Source organism: Exiguobacterium sp. B2(2022), from assembly GCF_028823655.1.
In the GTDB taxonomy this organism is placed as follows: domain Bacteria; phylum Bacillota; class Bacilli; order Exiguobacteriales; family Exiguobacteriaceae; genus Exiguobacterium; species Exiguobacterium aestuarii_A.
This window is the reverse complement of record NZ_JAPEHX010000109.1, coordinates 1-1,704: the sequence shown is the minus strand read 5'-3', so window position 1 is coordinate 1,704 and position 1,704 is coordinate 1. Positions and strand designations below refer to the sequence as shown.

1 protein-coding gene is annotated in these 1,704 nt (G+C 48.6%); it reads left to right on the top strand.

Annotation, left to right across the window (positions count from 1 at the left end; genetic code table 11):
• Positions 1-150: 150 nt before the first annotated feature.
• Positions 151-1,587: an IS21 family transposase gene (gene istA, locus ON063_RS14470; RefSeq protein ID WP_274665601.1), complete on the top strand. Its 1,437-nt coding sequence runs from the start codon at positions 151-153 to the stop codon at positions 1,585-1,587.
• Positions 1,588-1,704 lie beyond the last annotated feature (117 nt).

The following is a 1,704-nucleotide window of genomic DNA, read 5'->3' as shown; positions in this document are numbered from 1 at the left end:
TGTGTAGTGCAAAATAGGAGTGCAGAAGTGTGCAACGGAAACGTACACAACTCTGCACTCCTATTTTTGAAAAGAAAAAGGACTTGCCAGCAATCATAATCTCACCCTAACGTTTAAGTTGCGACACAAGAACGTTAGGAGATGGAAGGAATGCTAGCAATGTCCGATATCAATTGTATCAAATTTCTCAGAAACCACAAATCACATTCAATCAATCGAATCGCTAAAAATCTAGACCTCAATTGGAGAACAGTTAAAAAATATGCGGATTCAGCTCAATTGCCAAGCGAAACCATTCGCCCCAAGAGGGGCATGATGTACAGAACGAAATGGGGAGAGATGGTCGAGGATTGGTTGACCGAGGATCAGATGCTTCAGAAAAAGTTGAGACGAACGAATAAAAAGATTTATGAAACGCTGGTGGCGAACGGATTCGAGGGCTCTTATCGAACGGTCTGCAATTTCATCAAGAGCTGGCATATGACAAGCGAAGAGGAAAACGACACAAGGCATGAACGACTGCAGCATCCTCCGGGTGAGGCGCAGGTGGATTTCGGGACGATGGAAGTCGTCAAAGATAGTCATGCGGTCGATGTGAAGTGCCTCGTCATGAGTCTGCCCTTCAGCAACCGCACGGCAGCCGTCGCCCTCCCCGCAGAAAACCAAGAGTGCTTCCTGACGGGACTCAAAATGCTTTTTGAAGAAATCGGCGGTGTGCCGCAACAACTCCGAATTGATAATCTCCCCGCCGCAGTCATTCAACCGCGAACGACCAGGGAAGAGGCGATCTATACCGATGCTTTCCTGCAGTTCATGGCTCATTATAGATTCCAAGTCCAAAGCTGTAATCCTTACAGCGGGAACGAGAAAGGAAGTGTCGAGAACAAGGTCGGATACGTTCGATACAACTTTCTTGTCCCGGCCCCTGTCATGCATGATTACGATTCGATGAACCGACAGCTCGCAGTTTCCCTACGGGACGACATGGAGCGAGTGCATTACGAAAAGCATGTGCTGATCCGTGAGCTGTTCGAAGAAGAACAGAGACATCTGTTGCGATTACCGCAAGAAGACTTCCCCGTCTTCAAGGAAGAACTGTTCAAGGTGAACAAGTACGGCGAAATAACGATCGATAAGACGAAAGTTTTGATCCCTTCAGGGTTTCGTCATGGGCAAGTACGCGCCATCCTAAGATGGGATTCGATGAAGATTCTCTCACTTTACGGAGAAATTCTCTACGAAGAAAAACGACCTTACATGATGACAAAACGTGCGCTCCCGTGGGAAAACATCATCAGTACTTGGCACAAGAAGCCGAGAAGCTTCGGGCACTCCCGTTATTCCGAATATCTGCCGGGTAGAATCAAAGAGTATCTGGGTGTGCCGAACTTACTCGTCCGGCAGGAACGACTGGGCTGGATCCGAGCCAAGCTCGCACTGTATCCAATCCTCGAGATCAATGAACGCCTATACGAGCTACTGGGCGAGGACGACGACCCAGCCGTGGTTGAGGATCACCCTTATGATGTGGACTGGAGCAAGTATGACAGCCTAAACCGGCCGTGGGGAGAAGGTGGCACCGCATGAGCCTAAAAGAAATGTGCAAGTCGCTCCGCCTTGCCTACGTCGCCGAAATCTATGAATCGATTCCAACGGAATCTCCTGAAAAATTTCTTATGGAGCTTTTCTCTATGGAAATGCGCC

Bases quoted from the DNA above. Each gene is read 5' to 3' on its own strand.
- istA (WP_274665601.1), top strand. From the start codon at position 151: ATGCTAGCAATGTCCGATATCAATTGTATCAAATTTCTCAGAAACCAC.